Origin of the sequence: Chryseobacterium sp. JJR-5R (assembly GCF_034047335.1) — a bacterium.
Taxonomy (GTDB): domain Bacteria; phylum Bacteroidota; class Bacteroidia; order Flavobacteriales; family Weeksellaceae; genus Chryseobacterium.
Genome location: NZ_CP139137.1, coordinates 115,560 through 137,746, shown reverse-complemented (window position 1 = coordinate 137,746; position 22,187 = coordinate 115,560). Strand labels below are relative to the sequence as shown.

At 41.1% G+C, this 22,187-nt stretch carries 18 protein-coding genes; 11 read left to right on the top strand and 7 right to left on the bottom strand.

Features of this window, described 5'->3' with window-relative positions; all coding sequences use genetic code 11:
- Positions 1–26: 26 nt before the first annotated feature.
- A complete protein-coding gene (locus SD427_RS00655) occupies positions 27–296 on the bottom strand; it encodes a hypothetical protein (RefSeq protein ID WP_320559411.1) in 270 nt (89 codons plus the stop codon).
- A 219-nt stretch (positions 297–515) separates the two neighbouring features.
- Here SD427_RS00655 and SD427_RS00650 point away from each other — a divergent pair, with 219 nt between their 5' ends.
- Positions 516–680, top strand: coding sequence for a bacteriocin-like protein (locus tag SD427_RS00650; RefSeq protein WP_320559410.1), 165 nt, complete (start codon positions 516–518; stop codon positions 678–680).
- 69 nt (positions 681–749) lie between these two features.
- Here the strand turns inward: SD427_RS00650 and SD427_RS00645 are convergent, their stop codons facing one another.
- The 3 genes from SD427_RS00645 to SD427_RS00635 form a co-directional block, all read right to left on the bottom strand.
- Entirely contained in the window at positions 750–935 is a 186-nt protein-coding gene (locus SD427_RS00645; RefSeq protein ID WP_320559409.1) for a hypothetical protein, read from the bottom strand.
- Positions 936–1,151: 216 nt separating this feature from the next.
- Positions 1,152–2,198 (bottom strand): PA0069 family radical SAM protein, encoded by a 1,047-nt coding sequence (locus SD427_RS00640; protein ID WP_320559408.1) that lies wholly within the window; start codon positions 2,196–2,198, stop codon positions 1,152–1,154.
- A gap of 127 nt (positions 2,199–2,325) precedes the next feature.
- Positions 2,326–2,520: a hypothetical protein gene (locus SD427_RS00635; protein WP_056219633.1), complete on the bottom strand. Its 195-nt coding sequence runs from the start codon at positions 2,518–2,520 to the stop codon at positions 2,326–2,328.
- Between the two features lie 165 nt (positions 2,521–2,685).
- Here SD427_RS00635 and SD427_RS00630 point away from each other — a divergent pair, with 165 nt between their 5' ends.
- Positions 2,686–3,033, top strand: a complete 348-nt coding sequence (locus SD427_RS00630) for a hypothetical protein (RefSeq protein WP_320559407.1) — start codon at positions 2,686–2,688, stop codon at positions 3,031–3,033.
- A gap of 14 nt (positions 3,034–3,047) precedes the next feature.
- Here SD427_RS00630 and SD427_RS00625 read toward each other — a convergent pair whose 3' ends face one another.
- Both SD427_RS00625 and SD427_RS00620 read right to left on the bottom strand, forming a co-directional pair.
- Positions 3,048–5,699, bottom strand: a complete 2,652-nt coding sequence (locus SD427_RS00625; RefSeq protein ID WP_320559406.1) for a hypothetical protein — start codon at positions 5,697–5,699, stop codon at positions 3,048–3,050.
- 28 nt (positions 5,700–5,727) lie between these two features.
- Positions 5,728–6,519 carry a DUF2797 domain-containing protein gene (locus SD427_RS00620; RefSeq protein ID WP_320559405.1) on the bottom strand — a complete coding sequence of 264 codons (792 nt, stop codon included), beginning with the start codon at positions 6,517–6,519 and terminating at the stop codon, positions 5,728–5,730.
- Positions 6,520–6,608: 89 nt separating this feature from the next.
- Here SD427_RS00620 and SD427_RS00615 point away from each other — a divergent pair, with 89 nt between their 5' ends.
- From SD427_RS00615 to msrA, 9 genes are all read left to right on the top strand, one after another.
- On the top strand, positions 6,609–7,631 hold the full coding sequence (locus SD427_RS00615; protein ID WP_320559404.1) for a GDP-mannose 4,6-dehydratase: 1,023 nt from the start codon (positions 6,609–6,611) through the stop codon (positions 7,629–7,631).
- A gap of 139 nt (positions 7,632–7,770) precedes the next feature.
- Positions 7,771–7,992 carry a DUF2795 domain-containing protein gene (locus tag SD427_RS00610; protein WP_027382805.1) on the top strand — a complete coding sequence of 74 codons (222 nt, stop codon included), beginning with the start codon at positions 7,771–7,773 and terminating at the stop codon, positions 7,990–7,992.
- A 124-nt stretch (positions 7,993–8,116) separates the two neighbouring features.
- Complete coding sequence (gene secA / locus SD427_RS00605) at positions 8,117–11,191, top strand: preprotein translocase subunit SecA (protein ID WP_320559403.1); 3,075 nt, start codon at positions 8,117–8,119, stop codon at positions 11,189–11,191.
- Positions 11,192–11,339: 148 nt separating this feature from the next.
- On the top strand, positions 11,340–13,523 hold the full coding sequence (locus tag SD427_RS00600; protein ID WP_320559402.1) for a TonB-dependent receptor: 2,184 nt from the start codon (positions 11,340–11,342) through the stop codon (positions 13,521–13,523).
- A gap of 55 nt (positions 13,524–13,578) precedes the next feature.
- Positions 13,579–14,781, top strand: coding sequence for a PepSY-associated TM helix domain-containing protein (locus SD427_RS00595; RefSeq protein WP_320559401.1), 1,203 nt, complete (start codon positions 13,579–13,581; stop codon positions 14,779–14,781).
- The gene (locus tag SD427_RS00590; protein ID WP_320559400.1) at positions 14,781–16,898 is read left to right on the top strand and encodes a TonB-dependent receptor; all 2,118 of its coding nucleotides are present in this window, start codon (positions 14,781–14,783) and stop codon (positions 16,896–16,898) included. The genes SD427_RS00595 and SD427_RS00590 overlap by 1 nt, the downstream gene beginning before the upstream one ends.
- Before the next feature lie 47 nt (positions 16,899–16,945).
- Complete coding sequence (locus SD427_RS00585; RefSeq protein ID WP_320559399.1) at positions 16,946–18,157, top strand: PepSY-associated TM helix domain-containing protein; 1,212 nt, start codon at positions 16,946–16,948, stop codon at positions 18,155–18,157.
- Between the two features lie 87 nt (positions 18,158–18,244).
- Positions 18,245–19,213, top strand: coding sequence for an ROK family protein (locus tag SD427_RS00580; protein ID WP_320559398.1), 969 nt, complete (start codon positions 18,245–18,247; stop codon positions 19,211–19,213).
- 419 nt (positions 19,214–19,632) lie between these two features.
- Complete coding sequence (msrA, locus tag SD427_RS00575; protein WP_320559397.1) at positions 19,633–20,187, top strand: peptide-methionine (S)-S-oxide reductase MsrA; 555 nt, start codon at positions 19,633–19,635, stop codon at positions 20,185–20,187.
- Positions 20,188–20,407: 220 nt separating this feature from the next.
- Here the strand turns inward: msrA and SD427_RS00570 are convergent, their stop codons facing one another.
- Entirely contained in the window at positions 20,408–22,171 is a 1,764-nt protein-coding gene (locus SD427_RS00570) for a RagB/SusD family nutrient uptake outer membrane protein (RefSeq protein ID WP_320559396.1), read from the bottom strand.
- Positions 22,172–22,187: the final 16 nt, after the last annotated feature.

Sequence of the window (22,187 nt, the reverse complement as noted above, 5' to 3'; positions counted from 1 at the left end):
TTTTCACAGCCATTTTTCATTCTTAATTATCCTGTGATGCAGTAAAATTCCGGACAAGGGGTCGACTGTATAACCGTTCCCCACGGACAGATGCAGGTAAAAGAATCGCCGCCGCCGGGATTGCCTCCTCCCCCGTTTCCGGGATCATTATATAGAATACATCTTCCGCCTGAACAAATCTGATCAGCAGCACAGCCTCCGGTTCCGGGGCCGCCGCCTTCGAAACAGTACGCCGGATTATCACCGGCTGAAATTCTTTTTTTGTCTTCTCTTGAAAGTTTTCTGTAATTTTTCATTGTTTTTATGTTTGGTATTTCTTATTCTGTAAGCTTTTCGGACAACACTGTTAACAATTTAAAGTTAAAATATATCTTATTAACAATCAAATTTTTAAGTGATTTTATTCACCAATTAATGAAATTAATAAATTTTATTTAAAAAATATACCACAACAGTTTGATTTATGTATTTTTTAATTATATTTACAGTACTATCAAATTTTTAATTAAAACAATATGAAAAATCTAAAGAAGTTAAACAAAAGCCAGTTAAAAACAATTACGGGAGCAGGAGGAATTAAAACACTTCCGGAACCAGATTTCTGCGTGTATGCATGCGGGAACGTAGTAATCTGTACAACCTGCAGTGATGATTTCAAATGCCCGGATGATTCAATCTAAACTATAGATTTCATCTGCAAATGATAAAACCGTTCCTTTTGGAGCGGTTTCTTTTTTATAAATTATGTATTATTTGAAGTCGGGTTTATAATTAAGCTCTATGGGATTATTATTTTCTTTAAGCGTATTCTGCATTTTTTGTGACATTTCTCGTGAATTCCAGGGCAATCTATTCCCTTTTTCATCAGCATGTACCAATCTCATACCACTGCTTTCAAGCTCTGCAAAAGGCTGACTGTAAAAATTTTCTTCCAAAAGTTTAAATTTAGAAAAACTTAAAATTTTACCTTTTTTTGGAGTAAAAAATACATTGTTGTTTTCATTTTTATAAGATACAAGGCTAAATTTAAAATCATTCGAAGCGTCAGTAATCTGTACAATTAGCCCGGGTAATCCATGGAATATATAAAGACAAAATTATTTCCGCAAAAAGCAAAAGTAAGAAAAACAGTTTTCTCAATATTTTAATGATCAATCAAACAACCTCAGCTGCTGGTCTTTCGCTCCGGTAAACCCAGCGGTTGACAATTTCGGGAATTCTTTTCTGTCAAAGAATTTTTTCCTTCCGATTTTAAAAGTACTGTGGATCATTTCAGCAATATTTCCTTCACCTCTCTGACGGTCAAAATATCTTTTTTCACCCAGGTTCCCGCCGCGCACAGAGCGGATCAGGTTCAGTACTTTTTGGGCACGGTCAGGAAAAGCACTTTCAATCCACTGAACAAAGACCGGTTCAACCGCATCATTCAACCGCACTAATGTATACCCGAAGCTTTTTGCACCCGCATCTGAAATGGCTTTTAAAATAGCCAGCGGTTCTTCACTATTGAGCCCGGGAATAATTGGTGCAACCATTACATTCACCGGAATTTTGCTTTCGGATAATACCTCTATCGCTTTCAGTTTATTTTTCGCACAGCTGGTCCGCGGCTCCATTTTTCTTCTAAGCTCTTCATTAATGGTGGGAATACTCAGAGAGACGGAAACCAGGTTTTGTTCTGCCATCGGCTGTAAAAGGTCAATATCCCTTAAAACCATTGCATTCTTGGTCAGGATATGGACGGGATGCCTGTAGTCCAGGCACACTTTCAGGAGCTTACGTGTTATTTCAAACCGGCGTTCTGCAGGCTGATAACAATCGGTATTCCCGGAAAGTAAAATCGGTGCCGGCTGGTACCGCTTTTTCTGGAAAAATTTCTCCAGAAGTTCCGGTGCATTTTTTTTGACCATGATTTTTCTTTCAAAATCAACGCCTGCGCTGTAGCCCCAATATTCATGGGTCGGCCTCGCAAAACAGTACGAGCAGCCGTGTTCACAACCCTGATAAGGATTCATGGAATATTCCATCGGCAGATCTTTGCTTTTCACCTGATTCACAATGGTCTTAGGAAAAACTTCGGTGAAGGATGTTTTTACCGTTTCGACATCTTCGTCTTCCGGCTCATAAGTATATTTTTCGAAACGGTTGACCACATTTCGCTGAGCTCCCTGACCTTTAATTATATTTTCGTTCTGCATCAATCTGTAAAGATAAAACGGCACATTAATAAACAATGCTTTTTAACAACAAATTTTACACAAAAAAATCCATCGCCTTTACGGTATGGATTATATATGATAATGTTTATTATTGTTGTTTGTATTGCTATTTCAATGCATAGAATTCCACTCCGTGATATTCGTCATCATAGGAGTCTTTGTCAAAATGCCTGTAATAATCCGAGTAGGTATCGTTATACTTTTTATCTTTTTTATTTAATATTTTCTTGATACCGATGATGCTTAATACTGCCAAAAGACCAACTCCCCCTGCCAGTAAAACTCCGACCTCTTTTTTCATATTTCGTCTGATTTATTAATTTTTCTATTGCAAAAAGCATACCCAAAGAATGATATGTATTATAAATTTTGTTAACACTTAACTGGCTCCGGTTTAATCTCCTATATAAATACCTTTCTTTATCGCTGTGGTTTAATTATTGTATCTTAAAGGAAAAATAATATTATGGAAGGACATATCGATAAAATGACGACATTAAGTCAGGTGATGACAAGACTGACACAAAGAGGGATCCACAGGGAATTCAGAATGAATGAAGAAGGTGAAATGAAATTTGAAAATTCTGAAAAAAAATACCAGCCTGACGAACTGACCATCGTAAAGACCTACCGTTTCGAAGGACCGAGCAATCCGGATGACAATGCTGTCCTTTATGTAATTAAAGATACTGACGGCAACCTGGGAATGATGATTGATTCTTATGGTGCAGGAAGCAACTATCCTAAAGAATTTGATGATTTCCTGCGTAAGATCCCTATCCTGGAAAACGAAGAGTTTGATCTTGATTCATAACTTAAACCCCGGAGCTATTTGGTTCCGGGGTTTTCTTTCTCTTTTTTCCTGAAGATGCCTTTCAGAAAAGGTTTTTTATTTTTCTCTCCTTCCGCTTTTATTTCCGTTTTATCTGATGCCTTCTTATCCGGAGCGGCAGATGGTTTGATATCTTTTTTTGCAGCATTGCCATTATCCGGTGTTTTTGTCCCGCCGCCGATGTTGATTCCGATAAGGGTTTTCTTCAATCCCTGCTCTATTCCTTTCCAGAATAAGTTAAAAAATGATTTTGTAGCATCCCTTTCCACATCTTCCACCTTCACATCTTCAGGGAGCTTGCCGGAATCTGATTTTACCAGCAGATTGGCAACAGCAGACAGCAATCCTTTTTTCTCACGGTTGTCTTTATCCAGAATGGCAACCTTCAGATCCTTGTGCCTGAGATTAAAATCACCGTTCAGCCCTTTTGGGCTTCCCCTGAAATTGAAAAGCATTTCCTGGATGTTCCCTGTAGCACTTACGTGAAGGTAAGGACGGATGAAAGGGTTGATGCCCCGTGCAGGAAGGCCGGTAATTTTGCCTGAAATAGTAAATAAGTCCCGCTGATCTGCAACATCAAAATTCCAGTTTACAGTGAGCGGCGCAAGATCCATGAATGAGCAGCTGATCCTGATATCAACTTTTGTCGGCTTCCCTTTCATTTTTGCTGAATTGAGGTTTCTGACATTCATATTAAAATTGCTGAACGTAAGTTTTCCCGGGCCCGCGCTTTCGGGAGTATCTTCTTCATACACCAGTTTTGAATCTTTCAGGGTAAGTGTATTGACAGACAGCGGAATCTTCAGCGACCGGAGCAGCCTTGAATACAAAGGTTTCTCTTTAGGGTCATCCTTAGGGATTTTACTCCTGAAAATATTGGCATCGGCAGACTGAATGATCACTTGGGAAGCATTAATGGATTTCTGATCTGAGAACAGGTCCCAGGTCCCGTCTGCACTGATCTGCCGGGCTTTGATATCATAAAGGTCACTTTCAACAGGAATCGCCCTGATAAACTGAGCCCTAGAAACTACCGGTGCCATTTCAAAATTATTGATCTGGACATTTTTTTCATTAAGCTTAAGAAAACCGGCAGCCATCCGGTAAAACTGCGTTTTGTAAAGGAAATTATTGGTAGTGAGAACGTAATTCTTAACACTCACCGCTATCCCGGAATTATCTTTTTTCGGAACAAGGCGGATATCGTTAACCATAGCGTTAAGTCCGCTGAAACTCAAAGGCCGGTTATCTTTATCGTAAGTAATATCCGAATTTTTTACCGTCACCTTTCTTACAATAATCGGAAATTGTATTCCGCTTGAACCGCTTTTTTTACTGTTTTTAGCATCCCCGGCTTTAACCGTTCCTTTTACCCTGTCTGCAAGAACTTCGTTGATATCAAGCTTGAGCTTTTTGTCTGCAAATTCCAATGTATTAATTGTAAAGGCAACAAGTTCAGCAGACAAGTCCATAGACGTTTTTCCTTCAGCAGTACCATTAGGTACAACGGTAATCTGTTTCAGTTCTCCTTTTTTTGGATTTAAACTGAGGCTTTTGATATTAAAATCCTGATGATTGGAGTATAAAATATCGCTCCCTGACAACCGGAAATCTTTATAACCAACCGGAATAAGCTCTTCGCGGGTTTCCTTATCAAATTTCAGCTGATTGACATCTGCATTGATATTCTTGGCGTACAGAAGCTTCTTGCCGTCAGGCTTCATGATGCGGACAACCGCATTTTTAAGACGTATATCTTCAAGATTAAGCTCAAAATCAGAAGGTTTTTTAATTTTTACAGAAGCTGCATTGGTTGTATAGATTACAAAATCCGGATCATAAAAGTTAGCATGGGAAAGTGTTACCTTGTTTTTTTTCAATACCAGATCTTTAAACTCCATCTTTTTAGCAGCAAACTGAAAAAGTTCTGTTTTTTTAGGATAGTATTTTTTAAACTGATCAAACGTAAGTACCGGGACAAGCTGGAAATTATTGATTGATACCTGCCCGTTTGTGGTTTGTATAGAATTAATCCGTAAAGCATAGACATTATCGGGACGTATAAAAAAATTCCTGCCTCTGATATTATAATTATCAAAAACCACAGGCAGCTGGTTTTCTACGGATTCTTCGGTCAGCTGCAGGTTTTCCACATACAGATCAAGAGCCTCTACGGATATGAATTTTTGCTTCGTATGCCTGAAAATACTGATGTTGCCTTTATGGATCCTGATATTTTCAAACATAACCGGGTTTCTTTTTTTACCCGTTTTTGTATCTGCCGGTTTGGCGAGGATGATATTTAAATCAGGCTTGGCAAGTAACAGGTCAGATGAGTTGATCTGCTTATTGAAAATGGCATCATAGATTCCGAATCGGCTGATTTTCAGGGTATCAATGGTTCCCTGCAACCCTATGGCATCGGTATTCTGAGGGTTTTTGCTGTTTACGGTAATCCCTGTCGAAAGAATATTCCCGGACAGGAGGTCAACTTCCATCAGCTTATAGGAAACTTTATAATCCGTATTGTTTTTGATATATTTTGGAAGCTGGGTTTTAAGCCAGATATTCAGTCCGAGATTAGCCAGTAAGACCAGGATAAGCATAATGCCAAGACCAATGCATATCTTTTTAACCCATTTTTTCATCCTTGTGATTTGATATTAATACGTCAGTTTATATTGTCAATTCAATTACATAACCTTCATGTCCTCTTACATTGATAAATTCCCCGCCGTCGAAGCTAAGATACTGTCCTTTGATTCCGATCAGTTTTCCTGTAAATTCAGGCCTCTTATCCAGGGTAAATGATGTTACTTTTTCAGGTTTCTCAAAAGGATAGTCAAATTTCCAGAGATTTTCGCCTTCACTGTAGAATTTCCGGAAATCTTCAGGAAAATATTCCCTTATTTTCTGTTGAAAATCCGCCAGGTCTACATCGTCTTCCAGATCATCCTTAAGCATTTTCTTCCAGCTTGTTTTATCAGGAACATACTGTTTAAGAGCCACTTCTATCATGCCTGCTTCATACCGGTTTTCCGTTCTCGCGATAGGCAGAGCAAAAGTCGCGCCCTGATCAATCCACCGTGTAGGGATCTGCGTATTTCTGGTAACGCCTACTTTCACTTCCCCCGTATAGGCCAGATAAACGGTATGCGGCTGCAATTGAATGTGTTTTTCCACTTCCAGGTCACGTTCTGCAATTCCGAGATGTGCCGTGGAGAGTTCGGGACGGATGATCGTACCGCTTGCATAAGGACTTTCGAAAAAACAGTTTTTGCAGAACCCCATCCTGTAGACCGGCCTGTCCTGCTGGCAGTTTACACACTGGAATCCGGTATGCTTTATTGTGAGGTCTTTCCCGAACAGCTCATTCATATGGATCAGATCCCCTGAAAGGTTAAGATAATACTGGATCGGCTCATCATTGAAGCATGTCATTTTTAAAATTTGTCCCTGAAACTGCATATTAATTTTATATTACTTTTTTAAGTAAATTTACAGATTATATTTTTCACGAAGTAAATTTATATTTTTGTGGGAAGAAAAACATACGGATGAAATATCTTGTCACCGGCGGAAGCGGTTTTATTGGTTCCCACTTAGTTGAACAATTGCTGAAAAAAGGACATTCTGTCATCAGTATTGATAATTTTGATGATTTCTATGATTATCGCATAAAAATTAAAAATACATTAGATTCTGTTCAGCGCTTTTCGGATTTTGAATTTTCTGAAAAGGAAAAAGATATCCGGGAACTGGTTTCGCTTACAGAATCTGACTCATTCTGCCTGTATTACCAGGATATCCGTGATAAAAAGGGGCTTGAAGAGATATTTAAAACCCATAAAATTGATTTAATTATCCACCTGGCAGCACTTGCAGGTGTAAGGCCTTCTATAGAAAGGCCGCTGGATTATGAGGAAGTCAATATCCGCGGAACCCAGAACCTGTGGGAGCTGGGCAAAGATTTTCAGATTAAAAAATTTGTATGTGCTTCCTCTTCGAGTGTTTACGGAAACAACCGGAAGATCCCTTTTTCTGAAACCGATGCGGTAGACCATCCTATTTCCCCGTACGCTGCAACAAAGAGATGCGGTGAAATTTTAGGCCACGTCTATCACCATTTATATGATATGGATATGATCCAGCTGCGTTTTTTCACCGTGTACGGACCGAGGCAGAGGCCGGATCTGGCCATTCATAAATTCACTGAATTAATTTCGGAAAACCAGGAAATCCCATTTTACGGCGACGGGACGACGGCAAGGGATTACACCTATATTGATGATATTATTGACGGGATTACAAAATCCATCATATATCTGGAAAGGAATCTACAGGTCTATGAAATCCTGAATCTCGGGGAAAATCAGGTTGTCACACTGAACACCATGGTATCGTCCATAGAAAATGCGCTGGGAAAATCTGCCATCAGAAAAAATCTGCCAATGCAGCCCGGAGATGTACAGAAAACCAATGCCGATATTACCAAAGCCAGGACACTAATCGGCTACAAACCTGACACAAACTTCCAAAATGGCATAAAAAAATTTGTGGAATGGTTTTTGAGAAAATGACAACAATCAGGTGGCCTTCAGGGCTGTAACAGCAGCTCCGAAAGACAATGAGTAAAAATTAATAAAAAGAATTGAAAATCAGGTATAAAAAAGCGTATAATATAAGCTATTTTTATACTTTTGCAAAAATTAGAAAATTATGTACTGGACATTAGAATTAGCTTCATATTTAAGTGACGCACCATGGCCAATGACTAAGGCAGAGCTTATCGACTATGCAATCCGAACTGGTGCACCGATGGAAGTAGTAGAAAATCTTCAGGCAATTGAAGATGAAGGGGAAATCTATGATGCGATCGATGAGATCTGGAGTGATTATCCTACGGACGAAGATTATCTTTGGAACGAAGACGAATATTAATGGGAAGCAATAAGCTTTAAGCCTCGCTTAGAGCTTTTTTGCCCTTTTCACATATCAAATTTACACGATAAGTGTTATTAAAAACGCTTAAAGGATACCATTTTAAGCATAAAGCAAAAAATTTATGAGTTTTTTAAACAAAGTTCTAAAAGGGTTTTTGGGAGACAAGAAAGCGCAGGACCTAAAAGAAGTAAAAAAAGTTGTAACAAAAATCAAAGCTGTTGAACCTGATATCCAGCAATTGTCTGATGACGGTTTGAGAGAGAAGACTGCTGAGTTTAAAGAAAATATCAAATCTGCAACCGGTAAAATCACAGCTCAGATAGAACAGATCCAGGAGCAGATAAAAAATTCAGAAAACGTTGACGAAAAAGAAGCGCTTTTCTCTAAAATTGAATCTCTTAAAAAAGAATCATATGAAGTTGAAGAAAAAGTCCTTCTTCAGATCCTTCCTGAAGTTTTCGCTTTGGTAAAGGAAACGGCAAGAAGATGGGCACAAAACGGAGAAATCCGCATTAAGGCAAGCGACTGGGACAGAAAACTGGCCGCTGCCGGAAAAGACTTCATTGAAATCCAGGGAGATACTGCCATCTGGAAAAACTCATGGAATGCTGCCGGAACGCCGGTAGTATGGGATATGGTGCATTATGATGTACAGTTTATCGGAGGAGTGATCCTTCACAGCGGTAAAATTGCTGAAATGGCAACCGGTGAAGGTAAAACCTTAGTGGGTACCTTACCCATTTTCCTGAATGCACTTCCGGGAAGAGGCGTCCACGTAGTAACGGTAAACGACTATCTGGCAAAAAGGGACTCCGCATGGATGGGACCCTTGTACCAGTTCCACGGTATGTCCATTGACTGTATCGATAACCACCAGCCGAATTCAGACGGAAGAAGAAGCGCGTACAATTCAGATATTACCTATGGAACCAACAATGAATTCGGGTTCGATTACCTGAGGGATAATATGGTGACCTCACCTTCCGAACTAGTACAGAGAGAACTGAACTTTGCCATCGTGGATGAGGTCGATTCCGTATTGGTGGATGACGCCAGGACCCCGTTGATTATTTCCGGGCCGGTTCCTCAGGGAGACCGGCAGGAATTCGATGTTCTTAAGCCTTCCATCGACAGGATTGTTGAGGTACAGAGAAAAACCGTTTCTGCCATTTTCAACGAAGCTAAAAAATTGATTGCTGCAGGAAAGAATAAAGAAGGAGGGTTCAAACTGCTTCAGGCATACAGAGGCCTTCCTAAAAACAGACAGCTGATTAAATTTTTGTCAGAGAGCGGAAACCGTGCATTGCTTCAGAAAACCGAAGCACAGTATATGCAGGACAACAACCGTGATATGCCGATTGTAGACAAAGACCTCTATTTCGTCATTGAAGAAAAAAACAACCAGGTAGACCTTACAGATAAAGGGGTTGAATATATGTCCCAGGGAAATGAAGACAACAATTTCTTCGTTCTTCCGGATATCGGGACAGAAATAGCAGAAGTTGAAGCTAAAAATTTATCTAAGGAAGAAGAATTTGAAGCTAAAGAACAGCTTTTTGCCGACTTTGCCGAAAAATCCGAGAGGGTTCACACCATGAGCCAGCTGCTGAAGGCTTATACATTATTTGAAAAAGATGATGAATATGTGGTTATTGACGGCGAAGTGAAAATCGTTGATGAACAGACCGGCCGTATTATGGAAGGCAGACGATATTCAGACGGTCTCCACCAGGCAATCGAAGCGAAAGAAAACGTGAAAATCGAAGCGGCAACGCAGACGTTTGCAACGGTAACGCTCCAGAACTATTTCCGTATGTACAACAAACTTGCGGGGATGACCGGTACTGCCGAAACGGAGGCCGGCGAACTTTGGGAGATCTACAAACTGGATGTTGTGGTAATCCCGACCAACCGTGTAATTTTAAGAGACGACAAGCAGGATTTGGTTTTTAAAACCAACAGAGAAAAATATAACGCGGTAATTGAAGAAATTGAAAAATTAACAGCTGCAAGGAGACCTGTACTGGTAGGTACAACATCTGTTGAAATCTCTCAGTTATTATCAAAAGCATTACAGTTAAGAAAAATCCCACACCAGGTACTGAACGCGAAACTCCACAAAAAGGAAGCGGAAATTGTGGCAGGAGCCGGACAGCCGGGCGTGGTAACCATTGCTACCAACATGGCGGGCCGTGGTACGGATATCAAGCTGACCAAAGAAGTAAAAGAAGCCGGAGGTTTAGCCATCATCGGTACAGAAAGGCATGATTCTAGGCGTGTTGACAGACAGCTGAGAGGTAGAGCGGGACGTCAGGGAGATCCGGGAAGCTCACAGTTCTATGTTTCCCTGGAAGACAACCTGATGCGTCTTTTCGGTTCTGAAAGAATTGCAAAAATGATGGACAGAATGGGCCACAAGGAAGGTGAAGTCATTCAGCATTCCATGATCAGCAAATCGATTGAAAGAGCTCAGAAGAAAGTGGAGGAAAATAACTTCGGAACCAGAAAAAGGCTTCTGGAATATGATGACGTAATGAACAAACAGCGTGACGTTATCTACAAGAGAAGAAAGAATGCCCTGTTCGGAGACCACCTGAAATATGATATTACGAATATGATTTTCGATGTTGCGAATTCTATCGTAACCAAAGGAAAAGCAACAGGAAACTATAAGGATTTTGAATTTGAAGTCATCAAACACTTCACCATGGCTTCCCCTGTTTCTGAAAATGATTTCGGTAACAAGACCGTTCAGGACCTTACCAATATCCTGTTCAAGGCAGCTCAGGAAGATTATCAGATGAAGCTGAACTTACTGAAAGAAAAATCATTCCCGATTATTGAAAATGTATACCAGAACCAGGGATCCATGTTTAAAATGATCCAGGTTCCGTTTACAGACGGGCACAAAACAATGACAATTGTTACTGATCTTAAAGAAGCATACGAATCCCAGTGTGAAAGCCTGATCAACGATTTTGAAAAGAACATCACCTTATCGATCATCGATGAAAACTGGAAGCTTCACCTTCGTGAAATGGACGACCTGAGAAAATCTTCCCAAGGTGCTGTGTACGAGCAGAAAGACCCGCTTGTCATTTACAAGCAGGAATCTTTCCACCTGTTCAGCGAAATGATAGACAAACTGAATAAAGAAATTATTTCGTTCCTGTATAAAGGTGAAATTCCGGCATAAGAAACAAAATTTTAATCATATAAACCGCTCCAGCACAACCTGGAGCGGTTTTTTGTTATTCACCGGATATTAATTGTATGATAAATATCAATTAACTAATTTATTTAGAATAATTAAAAACAATATATTTGCAAAAAATTTGCGTTTCATGAAAAATGTACTGATCTGTGCCTCTATGTTAGGTTCTATGTTGACTTTCGCACAGGAAAAAGATTCTGTTAAAGCTAATATCGAAGAAGTTATTATTAATACGTATATCAAGAAAGACAGTGACTATTCAAACAAAATGCCTCTAAAGGCGATCGAAGACCCACAGGTTTTTTCGTCTATCAATAGAACTATTTTAGAAAATCAGGCAATTTTCACGATTGACGATGCGTACAGAAACGTTACTGGATTACAGAAAATGTGGACAGCAACGAGCAGAGCCGGCGACGGAGGATCTTTTGTCGTATTAAGAGGATTTCCTTCCAATAACTCTTTGAGAAACGGATTGGTATCTCCTGTTACCACGACAATAGATGCGATCAACATTGAAAGGCTGGAGGTTCTAAAAGGCCCTTCAGGAACTTTATACGGAAGTAACGTGGCATCTTATGGAGGTCTGATCAACAGAATTACAAAAAAACCTTTTGACAGCTTCGAAGGCCAGGTAAGTTTAATGGGCGGGAGCTATAATACCTACAGGGCTCAGGCTGATGTAAATGCACCGCTTACGAAAGATAAAAAATTACTTTTCAGAATCAATACGGCTTACACCAACGAAGGAACATTCCAGAAGACGGATGCAAAAAACTCATACTTTGCTTTTACTCCGTCATTAACATATAATGTAAATGACAGATTGCAGTTTAATGTGGAATATGAAATGTTCAATACAAGAGCTGTCGGGGATCCTTTTTTCTTCTATCTTTCACCGGCTTTAGGAGTTGATAATATGAAGGATCTGGAAAAGAAGGGATTGAATTATAAAGAATCTTACATCGGGGATGATCTTTACACCACAGCAAGGGTAAATAACATCTTCGGCCAGATCAATTATAAGATCAATGACAACATTAAGTCTTCTACAAACATCAATAGTTCTTCAAGTTACTCGGATGGTTTCGGGCCTTACTTTTCGGTTGGTTTAGCCACCGATAATTCATTGACTGTTTCAAGGTTCGACCAGGGGACAAGAGACAGCCGGAAAAAATATTTCCAGGCTCAGCAGAATTTTAATTTCGATTATACTTTCGGAAACGGTATGAGAAACAGGACGGTAGTAGGTTTTGATTATCTGAAGACAAAAGACAGGTCGCGTTATATTTATTTAACGGTAAGTGGTGCAGGCAGTTTTAACAATCCTGTTCCTGCAAACGGAGCAGATTATTCAGATTTCAACGGCACTGTATTAGGCAACCTTTACGGCAATCCTTCAAATATCGGGAATTTTGACAGTGATGCAGACATCAATACATACAGCGGATATATTTCCAACGTCTTCACACCTGTTACAGGCCTTAATATCGTTTTTGGGCTTCGTTACGAAAGCAATAATGCAAAAGAAGGTAAATATTTCATGTCTGTTGTTGAAGGGTATAATCAATCTGCATGGTCTCCCAAAGCAGGTTTGGTGTATCAGATCATTCCGGATAAATTCTCCGTTTTCGGAAACTATCAGAACAGTTTCAAAAGTAACGGATATTATACGCAGGATTTCGCAGGAAGCATAGCACTGGCTGATCCTGAAAGAGCCAATCAGTTTGAAGGAGGTTTCAAAGCTAACCTTATCAACGGGAAAATTAATGCATCGGTAAGTTACTATGATATCAAAGTAAAGAACCTTTTGATTGGGACAGGGCAGTTTACTCCTACGGGGACTTCCGTTCAGACCCAGGCCGGTGAAACGCACAGCAAAGGGGTTGAATTGGAAGTAAATGCCTATTTGATTAAAGGTTTCTCGCTTATCGGAGGTATTGCTTACAATGACATAAAAGATGTAGCTTCAGGATTAAGACCAAGCACAGGAGGATCACCCTGGTTAGCCAATTTTAATGCAAGTTACCAGTTTCTGGATGGAAAATTCAAAGGTTTCGGAGTTGGTATCGGGGGAAATTATGCAAGTGAAAATAAAATCTTTAACCAGTTAAATCCGGTAACCAGCAATATTGATAAATTCACACTTCCCACTTACTTCGTATTAAATGCCAATGCTTTTTACGATGCAAAAAAATTCAGGATCGGTGTGAAGGTAGACAACTTTACCAATCAGCATTACTGGATAGGGTACACAACGGCAAACCCGCAAAAGCTTATCAATGCTTTAGGAACTGTTACTTACAAGTTTTAAAAATCAATAATTACAACTGCTATTCCTGAAAAACTTCAGGAATAGTTTATTTTAAATGAAAAAGAGGAAGCATCATAAAAAGAAACCTTCTTTTATAAAAAAATGGTCTGCCAAACTGCATCTGTGGTTTGGCTTATCCGTTGGGATCATTGTTTTTATTGTCTCTCTGACCGGAACGATGTATGTTTTCAAAGATGAGGTTCAGAGTATTCTGAGAAAAAATGCCGTTTATGTAAAAGCTGAAACGATTACGCAGACACCGCTTTCCATAGAAGTGCTTAAAGAAAAAGTCGCTTTGGAAGTCAATGAGAAATTTCCGGTCAGTTCAGTGGAAATTCCTTTGGACAGAAGCAAATCTTACAGGTTTCTCTATTATGAAAAAGACAAACAGGCCTGGAATTATTTTGATGAGGTAAAAATCAATAAGCTGGTGTATGTAAATCCCTACAACGGACAGATCCAGGGAGTTTACAATGAAAAGTATGACCTTTTCCCTATCCTGAAGTCCATTCACTGGAGCCTGTTGCTAAAAGCAGACTGGGGAAAATATGTGGTGGGAATCCCGACGGTACTGTTTATCATCATGCTGATCACCGGCATTATCCTTTGGTGGCCGAAAAATAAAAAAGCCAGGAAAACACGGTTCCGTTTCGACTGGAAGAATGTAAAAACGTGGAAACGCAAAAATTATGACCTCTACAATATCTTGGGGTTTTATGTTTCATTTATCGCCCTGCTGTTGAGCCTTTCAGGAGTTTACTTCGCTTATCCGTGGGTGAAAAACACATTTAATTTTACCTTATCCGGTTCTACTGAGCTTCCGAAGGAAAAAGAACTTGAATCCCCGGATTCACTGCTGGCAAAAAACAGTTCGGTTTATGATCTCGCCGCCCGGCAGACCCGGGCCCTGTATCCCGCCTCTTCAAGCTTCAGGATACCGCTGAACGGAAAAAACAAAAAAGGAAAAGAGTTAAAAAATATTCCTGTCACCGTTTATGGCGAAGATGGGAAATTTGCCGTAAGAAACCAATTGGCTTTCGATCAATATTCAGGGAAACTGCTGGTCAACAAACCTCATCAGCAACTGACTGCCGCAGAACAGTATGCCCATGCCAATTATGACGTCCATACCGGTTCTTATTTCGGGCTGATGGGAAAGATCATCTGGTTTACGGCAGGATTACTCTGTACTTCATTACCGGTAACCGGATTTTTGATCTGGTGGGGAAAAAGAAAAAAACAAGGAAAAAAAATATAATGAAAAAGGCTCTTTTATCAGTGGCTTGCCTGGGAACCGTTGTGGTATTCGCACAAGGTACAGACAGTTTGCAGACCAAAAATGTAGATGAGGTGGTGTTAACAGCATCCCGGAAAAAAGAAAGCATAAAGGAAATCCCGGGTTCCGTTACCATCGTAGGCAGAAAACAGATTCAGTCGCAATTAACGGTTAATTCAGATATTACAAATATTTTACAGTATACCGTTCCCAGTCTGGCTACCAGTTCGGGAATGACCACCAACAGCGGACAGACACTGAGAGGCCGCCAGGTTCTGGTACTGATTGACGGGATTCCGCAGTCTACTCCTCTGAGAAACGGCTCGAGGGACATCAGATCCATTGATCCTTCCGTGATTGAGAGGATTGAAGTCATTAAAGGGGCATCTTCCATTTACGGCAACGGTGCCGACGGGGGAATCATCAATTACATCACCAGAAGATCAGACAACAGCCGTAACATCTCGGGCCAGTCGCAGATCGGGATTACCGGGCAGCTTTACGGTGGCACATTAGGCTTCAGGGCAAGCCAGCTGCTATCCGGAAGGATTAATAAAAATTTCGATTATGTAGTGTCAATGGCTTACGAAAGAACAGGATACATGAAAGATGCCGACGGCGCCAGCCTCAGTCCTACCTCAAGCCCTGCCAAAATGGACAACTATAACGGAATGCTGAAGCTAGGCTACAACATCAATGACAATCAAAGAGTTGAAGCTTCTTACATTGGTTATGCATCGCGATCGGATTTAAATTTAGGATTGAGAACAGGGAAATACGGCCTTGTTCCCACCATTGGCGAAGGCGAAGGAAAAGGCCTTGAAACCACGCCGCAGGGTACCCCGAGAAACCACAATTTCAAACTGAGCTACGACCATAAAAACCTTTGGAAAGGCACATCGCTGAATATCAACCTGTACCTTCAGGATTTCAGGACGGTATACGGCTATAGCGATACTTTCTTAAACGGAGGGCAGTCCAACGTCATCTCAAAAAAGAAGGGAGCAAGGATAAACTTTGATACCCAGCTCTGGAATGCACAGAATTCCCAGGCTGAGGTCATTTACGGAGCAGATATCTTAAATGATCAGACCGTACAGAAACTGGAAGACGGCCGCTACTGGACACCGGATATGGACATGACGAACATAGCGCCCTTTATGCTCGTAAAAATTGACCTGTTTAAAAAATTAATTCTTAAAGGAGGCCTCCGCTATGAAAATATAAAAGTAAAAACAGGTGATTTCAATACCCTTTCAAGCATTAAAAATGACGGCACCTTCACCAAAAGTATTTTTGTGGCAGGAGGCAATCTTGAGTACAATGCGCTGGTGGGAAATATCGGGTTCCGGTACAACATCAATCCTGTTATCAGCCTTTTCGGGAGTTTTTCACAGGCCTACTCCATCAATGAGCTGGGCAGGATCCTGAGAACCTCCACTTCCGATACCATCAATAACCTTGAAACAAAACCGATCATCGTCAATAATTATGAATTCGGGGCAACAGGCCAGATCAACAGATGGATCAACTATGAATTAACTTCCTATGTGAGTACTTCAAAACTGGGCGCTTCGTTCATCCAGAGCCCGGACCGGGCTTTGATGATCCAGCGGGCTCCGGAAGTGGTATACGGTGTTGAAGGGTTTCTCCATTTTACCCCTGCTGAAAAGATCAGCTTCGGGGGCAGCTACAGCTGGATGGAAGGCATTACTTCCCCGAAAGACGACGGCGATTATTCAACAAAAATCAACAACAGCAGAATTTCCGCACCTAAAGTACTGGCGTACATCCAGGTAAAACCTTTACGGCATTTATCCATGGGATTGGATATGCTTCATGCCTTTGAACAGGACCGGTTTGAGCCGAACGCAAAAACAGGGCTGTATGTATACGGCGAAGGCAGAATCCCGGATTATACGGTCTTCAATTTCAGGGCAGGCTATGAAGTTGATAAGCACTGGAAGCTTTCCATAGGTATTGAAAACCTTTTCAACCGCCTGTACCAGCCGGCCATTGCCTGGTGGGCAGCCCGGGACAGTGATTTCGTGAATTCCCTAGGGATGAGGGGAACCTTTATGGCTGAATATAGATTTTAATTAATCTAAATAAATTTAAAGTTTATCTTTGCAGAAGTTTTATCAGCATGAGAAAAAAGCATCACCATAAAAAGAAACCCAGCGCATTTAAAAAATGGACCGGCAAACTGCATTTGTGGCTCGGACTGGGTGTGGGGTTTCTGATCTTCATTATTTCCATTACCGGAGCTTTATTTGTTTTCAAGGACGAAATTGAAAACTTTACGAGACAGGATGTCATCTACCATAACGAGCAGAATATTGACAGCAAGCAGGTCCTTCCGATCCGTACGCTGGAGAAAGCAGTGGTGGAACAGGTAAAAGAGAAATATCCGGTCCATTGGGTAAATATCCCGATTGATAAAAAAATGTCTTACCTCTTCTACTGGTATGAACATAACCCGGAAGCCTGGAATTATTTTGATGAATTCCCGATATATAAAGCGGCTTATGTAAACCCGTATACCGGTAAAGTCCTGGAAACCTACGATGAGAAAAACGGATTTTTCCAGATCGTAAAAATGATCCACTGGAGCTATCTGCTGAAGCAGTCCTGGGGGACCTACCTTGTGGGGATCCCGGTGATTATTTTCATGATCATGCTGATCTCCGGCATTATCCTTTGGTGGCCGAAAAATAAAGCGGCCAGAAAACAGCGTTTCTCCTTCAAGTGGCAGAATGTGAAAAGCTGGAAAAGGAAAAACTATGACCTTCACAATGTCTTGGGGTTTTACGCTTCCATATTTGCGCTGATTTTTTCCATTACGGGATTGTTCTATGCGTTTTTCTTTGTGCAGGCAGCCATCTATTTCATTTTCTCCGGCGGGAAAACCCAGTATCCCGATTTTTCATCAATTAAAACCAAGGCACCGATCGAGATGAGAACGGAAGGGACCCTGGATAAGATCAGCAATACGGTCAAAGCTAAATATCCTGATTCTTACGGGTTTTCCATTGATCTGGGGCACCCGCACATGGATGATCACGAACACCCGAATTTTGAAGTATATGTAAAGCACTTATCCTATTCTTACCACAAAAGCAGCAGCCTTATTTTTGATGAAAATTCCGGCGACCTGCTCCATACCCACGATATGAAAGACAAAAATTTCGGTGAAAAAGCGGTGGGAGCCAATTACGACATCCACGTAGGATCAATTTTAGGGCTTCCCACGAAGATCATCGCTTTTGTTGTAAGTCTTATATGTGCCTCATTACCAGTAACCGGATTTATGATCTGGTGGGGCAGAAGGAAAAAGAAAACGGTGAAAACCGCCTGAAAAAAAAATTCAATAATTATTTAGTTAATAATCCATTAATACAATCTTTTTTATAATTTTAACCTTTTAGAATTTTAGAAATAGAAAATGTCATTAATCGATTTATCAAAAAACGTTGCCCTAGGAATTGACATAGGCGGCACGAATACCAAATTTGGAGTGGTCAACCACCGGGGTGAAGTTCTTGAAAAAGGAAATCTTCGTACAGATGCTTATGAAACTGTAGAACAGTATATCGATGCGCTGTATGAAAATATTTACCCTTTAATAGAAAGGCACAGCAAAGAAAGAACGTTTGAAGGAATCGGTATCGGGGCTCCCAATGGCAATTACTATACAGGAACCATCGAACAGGCGCCGAACCTGCCATGGAAAGGCGTAATCCCGTTCGGGAAACTGATGACCGAAAAGTTCAATCTCCGGGCTACGGTAACCAATGACGCGAACGCAGCCGCTTACGGCGAGATGCTTTTCGGGGCAGCAAGAGGCATGAAAGATTTTATCATGATCACATTAGGGACAGGCGTGGGAAGCGGAATCGTGGCCAGCGGAAAACTGATCTACGGACATGACGGATTTGCGGGAGAACTGGGACATACGATTGTAAAGCCGGGCGGAAGGAAACACTGGAGCACAGGCTCTGAAGGCTCCCTTGAAGCCTATGCCTCGGCAACAGGAATTGCCATTACGGCAAAAAAAATGCGGGCGGAATTTCCGGAATCCATGTTGAGCCAGTTCCCGGAAGAATCCATCAATTCCAAAACCGTTCACGAATGTGCCCTGAAAGGCGATCCTATTTCCATTGAAGTCTTCAGGTATACCGGGCAGAAATTAGGGGAAGCACTGGCGAATTTTGTCATGTTCTCTTCTCCACAGGCCATTCTTCTGTTCGGAGGGGTGATTAAAGCCGGGGATTTTATTCTAAAACCGACCAAGCTTCATATGGAAAGGAACCTTCTTCCGATCTTCAGAAACAAAGTAAAACTGGTATTCAGTGAGCTGGATGAAGCCGATGCTGCTATTTTAGGCGCAAGTGCACTGGTCTGGGAAAATTAATTGAAATTATTTTTTAATCATACGGAGCATCCTCTTCGGGGTGCTTTTTTGTTATGTCCTAAATTTTATTAATGTAAAGATTTATAAAGTAAAATATTGATTTTAGGAAGCAGAGACAAATAAATTTACTGCGCGAAGCCTGCATTACAGCTTCATCAATGTAACCTGTTGATTCTTCTTTGCTTCCTAAGATAAGCATGAAAAAAACTAAACTTTGCATTTAATTCCTCCACAGATTATACTGATTTACATGGTTATTCATATTATATTTCCTTATGATTTATTTGTCCTATCTATCAGCTCAATATATGTTTAAGGGCCGATTTTAATGGTAAATGGAAAGGTTTTTGCTATTTTTGACAGGCTTTTCCCCATAATTCTTACAGGGAAAATGCATAAATACAATAATCAATTTTAAGATGGATAACAATAATTTAGAACAGATCACTTTCGGCGGCGGCTGTTTCTGGTGTGTGGAAAGCTGTTTCAATATGCTGAAAGGCGTAAAATCTGCTGTATCAGGGTATTCGGGAGGCCATACAGACAACCCGACCTATGAAGAAATCTGCACCGGGGAAACCGGGCATGCGGAAGTGGTACAACTCACCTATGATCCGGCAGTTATTTCTTACGGACAGTTAATGGACGTCTTCTTTTTCCTTCACGATCCTACCCAGCTAAACCGCCAGGGAAATGATGTAGGGACCCAATACCGCTCCGTTATTTACTATAAAGATGATGCTGAGAAGGCAAAAGCCGAAGAAGCTGTCAAAGCATCACAGGAATCAGGAAGATGGACAGGTACTTACGTGACGGAATTAACCCGGTTTGAAAAATTCTGGCCGGCAGAACAGTACCACCAGGGATATTACCATGAGAATCCTACACAGCCTTACTGCAGCGCCGTTGTAGGCCCTAAAATCCAGAAATTCAAAAAACATTTCGGGGAACTGGGAATGCTGAATGAAGCATAATTTTTAAGTCTTGGCTAACTTAACTGATAGTTTATTATTAAAAGATTGAAGCCCGTTCCTATTCATACCATATGTATTATCTGTATCTGATCCGCCATCCCGGAATGACAGACTTAACGGATAGTCATAACCAAAGGGCATTTTAAAACAAAAGCGGAGAGATGATTAAGTCTCCCCGCTTTTTGTTTGCATAAAAATAATAATCCCTGAATGAAGAAATCTAATATCCCGGGTTTTGGGAAAATTCTTTTGAAGCATCAAGGGTAGCCTGAGGAATCGGGAAAATTCTGCGGTAAGGCTGTGACGCCGGCTTTGCGGTTCCTGCCAGATCAAATTTCCCGAACCTGATCATGGCCTTTCTTCTGTACATTTCCCAATAAAGCTCGTAGCCCGACTCTTTAAAGAGGATATTCGCATCCAGAGATGAGATGGCAACACCGGGAGCATTGTTGAATAAAGCTTCACGGGTCCTGCCTGTTCTCAGTCTATTAACATCATTCAATGCTGCCGTAATATTCTGGCTTCTGAAATATGCTTCTGCCCTCATCATATAAACGGTCCCCAACCTGTACAACGGCACATCCATTCCACTCGTCCCGTTGTTTCCGTAGCCGGGATCAAACTCGAACTTGAAGTTTCTTACACCCCTGTTGATCTGAGCCTGGGTAAAGACGGCTTCTGAAGGGTTGTCAAAATTCAGTTCCGGAGTAAAATCTGCTGCTAAGGTTGTATTTTTTTCTGTAAATAATTTATATACTTTAATTCTTCCGTCTGCAGTCATATCAAAGTTTCCGTTAATGATCTTCGGGCCATACTGCTGGCCTGCCTGCAATCCCCTGTTGAAATGGAACCATGGTTTTCCCGTTCCTTCCACTTTGCTTGTTGACGGCACGCTTACATCGGTCCCGTTATTCCTGAACCAGGTCCCGTCGGCATACTGGTAATGCCTGTGGAAACGCGGGTCCTCGAAATTGCCGTTCCATGAATAATAGAATTCCGGAGTGACACAGTTGGCATTGGTTCCCCTGTTGTCCGGCGACGGCTTCTGGATTCTTTCCATTGACATGTAGGCCAGATCATTGTCCGAACCCTTATCCGAGCTCGCAATTTTCTTCTGCACCACCGTAAAGATCATTTCCTTGCTCGTATTATTGTCGATATCAAAGTTGTGGAAATAATTGGATTCCAGGCTGAAAAGCGGATTGTTGATCAGTAAAGTGGAATACTGGATGACTTTATCCATATCCGTTCCGCCGCCGTTAACCGCCTGTTCTGTAAAATTGAACGTGGCTGCCGTTTTATTCTTTATAACCGCCCGGTTCAGGTACATATCTGCCAAAAGTGCGTATGCGGCCTGTTTTGTAAATCTTCCGGCATGCGTATTCTGGGTTTTAAGGTCTGCCAGGTTCGGAATAAGCCCTTCCACCTCGGTGATTAACGCATCAATGGTAGTTTCTGCTTTTCTGATCTCAATCGGTGCATTGATATTATCCGGATCGCGGTAAGGAGCCTGGCCGAACAAATCAATGGTGGTATAGGTATAATAGGCCAGCAGCCCTTTTGCTTCTGCCAGAAACAATGCTTTGTTGCTGATGCTGCTTTTATTGATGCTTCCTATGGCAAACAGGGATCTGGTAATCCCGAAATTCAGCTGGTTCCAGGTATTTTTTACCACATCATTGTTTGCATCCCAGGTGAACTCATGCATAGCCCGCCATTTTCCGCCGTCTCCCCAGTCGCTTCCCCTTGTCGGCAACAGTGCTTCGTCCGTAGAATATTCCTGCAAGGCAAACACGCTTCCATGGTCTACGAAAGTCCCTTCGCCAAGCTGGCTGTAAGCAGCAGCCAGGGAAGCCTCTGGGTCTGCATTTGAATTGGACGGAACCTCATCAAGTAACTTTTCATCCAGATTGGTACATCCTATAAAAGATAATACAGCAAAGGACAAAACAATTTTATTAATATTTAAAAATGTAAATTTCATTATTTCTCTTAACTTA

Excerpts from the sequence above, each read along its gene's own strand:
- SD427_RS00655 (WP_320559411.1), bottom strand. The coding sequence starts at position 296 with ATGAAAAATTACAGAAAACTTTCAAGAGAAGACAAAAAAAGAATTTCA.
- SD427_RS00650 (WP_320559410.1), top strand. The coding sequence starts at position 516 with ATGAAAAATCTAAAGAAGTTAAACAAAAGCCAGTTAAAAACAATTACG.
- SD427_RS00640 (WP_320559408.1), bottom strand. The coding sequence starts at position 2,198 with ATGCAGAACGAAAATATAATTAAAGGTCAGGGAGCTCAGCGAAATGTG.
- SD427_RS00635 (WP_056219633.1), bottom strand. The coding sequence starts at position 2,520 with ATGAAAAAAGAGGTCGGAGTTTTACTGGCAGGGGGAGTTGGTCTTTTG.
- SD427_RS00630 (WP_320559407.1), top strand. The coding sequence starts at position 2,686 with ATGGAAGGACATATCGATAAAATGACGACATTAAGTCAGGTGATGACA.
- SD427_RS00625 (WP_320559406.1), bottom strand. The coding sequence starts at position 5,699 with ATGAAAAAATGGGTTAAAAAGATATGCATTGGTCTTGGCATTATGCTT.
- SD427_RS00620 (WP_320559405.1), bottom strand. The coding sequence starts at position 6,519 with ATGCAGTTTCAGGGACAAATTTTAAAAATGACATGCTTCAATGATGAG.
- SD427_RS00615 (WP_320559404.1), top strand. The coding sequence starts at position 6,609 with ATGAAATATCTTGTCACCGGCGGAAGCGGTTTTATTGGTTCCCACTTA.
- SD427_RS00610 (WP_027382805.1), top strand. The coding sequence starts at position 7,771 with ATGTACTGGACATTAGAATTAGCTTCATATTTAAGTGACGCACCATGG.
- secA (WP_320559403.1), top strand. The coding sequence starts at position 8,117 with ATGAGTTTTTTAAACAAAGTTCTAAAAGGGTTTTTGGGAGACAAGAAA.
- SD427_RS00600 (WP_320559402.1), top strand. The coding sequence starts at position 11,340 with ATGAAAAATGTACTGATCTGTGCCTCTATGTTAGGTTCTATGTTGACT.
- SD427_RS00595 (WP_320559401.1), top strand. The coding sequence starts at position 13,579 with ATGAAAAAGAGGAAGCATCATAAAAAGAAACCTTCTTTTATAAAAAAA.
- SD427_RS00590 (WP_320559400.1), top strand. The coding sequence starts at position 14,781 with ATGAAAAAGGCTCTTTTATCAGTGGCTTGCCTGGGAACCGTTGTGGTA.
- SD427_RS00585 (WP_320559399.1), top strand. The coding sequence starts at position 16,946 with ATGAGAAAAAAGCATCACCATAAAAAGAAACCCAGCGCATTTAAAAAA.
- SD427_RS00580 (WP_320559398.1), top strand. The coding sequence starts at position 18,245 with ATGTCATTAATCGATTTATCAAAAAACGTTGCCCTAGGAATTGACATA.
- msrA (WP_320559397.1), top strand. The coding sequence starts at position 19,633 with ATGGATAACAATAATTTAGAACAGATCACTTTCGGCGGCGGCTGTTTC.
- SD427_RS00570 (WP_320559396.1), bottom strand. The coding sequence starts at position 22,171 with ATGAAATTTACATTTTTAAATATTAATAAAATTGTTTTGTCCTTTGCT.